Raw genomic sequence first — 738 nt, forward strand, 5'->3', positions numbered from 1 at the left:
ACTCGGGTTGGCCGTTGACCATGCGGAGTGTCCAGTCGCTGGTGTGCAGCAGGCGATGATGCCGGGAGCACAGCAGCGTGAGATTACCCAGGTCAGTGGCGCCTCCGGCGTACCAGGGCAGCACGTGGTGTGCTTCGCAATGACGCGGCCTGCGCGAACATCCGGGAAAGCAGCACCCGCGATCGCGGATGGCGAGCATGAGCCGCATCGCCTCGGTCACCAGGCGCCTCGCCCTCCCCATCTCCAACGGCTGCCCCGCACCATCGAGGATGGCGGGAATGATTTTGCAGTCGCAGGCGAGGATGCGGGCTTCGCTGGCGGTGATGTCGGTGACCATGTCCAGACACGCCGTGCCCAGCTCCCTCTTCAGGTCAGCCAAGGGGATCGTCACGATCAGATCCGCTCGACCACCGCTGCGGTTCGGAGACTCCGGGTGACTCGCGGCGAGAGTGACTATCTCCATGAACGCGTCCCCATACCGTTCCGCCCGACCCCGCAACAGCGGATTGTCGGAAGGGTCATCCGGCTGCGACAAGGCGAGTGGGTCGAGCAGGGCGAGGGTTTTGGCGGCGGAGATCGGGTCGAGGTAGCCGTCGAACTTCGCCGAACCGTCCTTGCGCTGATGGATGTGCAGGGCACGCTTCGGTTCAGGACTCTCACGAGGCTCGGTGCCGTCGGGGTCGAGACGGCCGAGGATTTCCTTGCCCAGTGTGCCGATCTCCCCGATACCCGCATGAC

1 protein-coding gene is annotated in these 738 nt (G+C 65.3%); it reads right to left on the minus strand.

What is annotated here, in order from left to right; genetic code table 11:
* A partial coding sequence (locus ABD256_RS44205; RefSeq protein WP_344432408.1) for an HNH endonuclease signature motif containing protein occupies nucleotides 1–738 on the minus strand: 738 nt, incomplete at both ends.

Origin of the sequence: Amycolatopsis minnesotensis (genome assembly GCF_039529815.1) — a bacterium.
Lineage (GTDB): Bacteria > Actinomycetota > Actinomycetes > Mycobacteriales > Pseudonocardiaceae > Amycolatopsis > Amycolatopsis minnesotensis.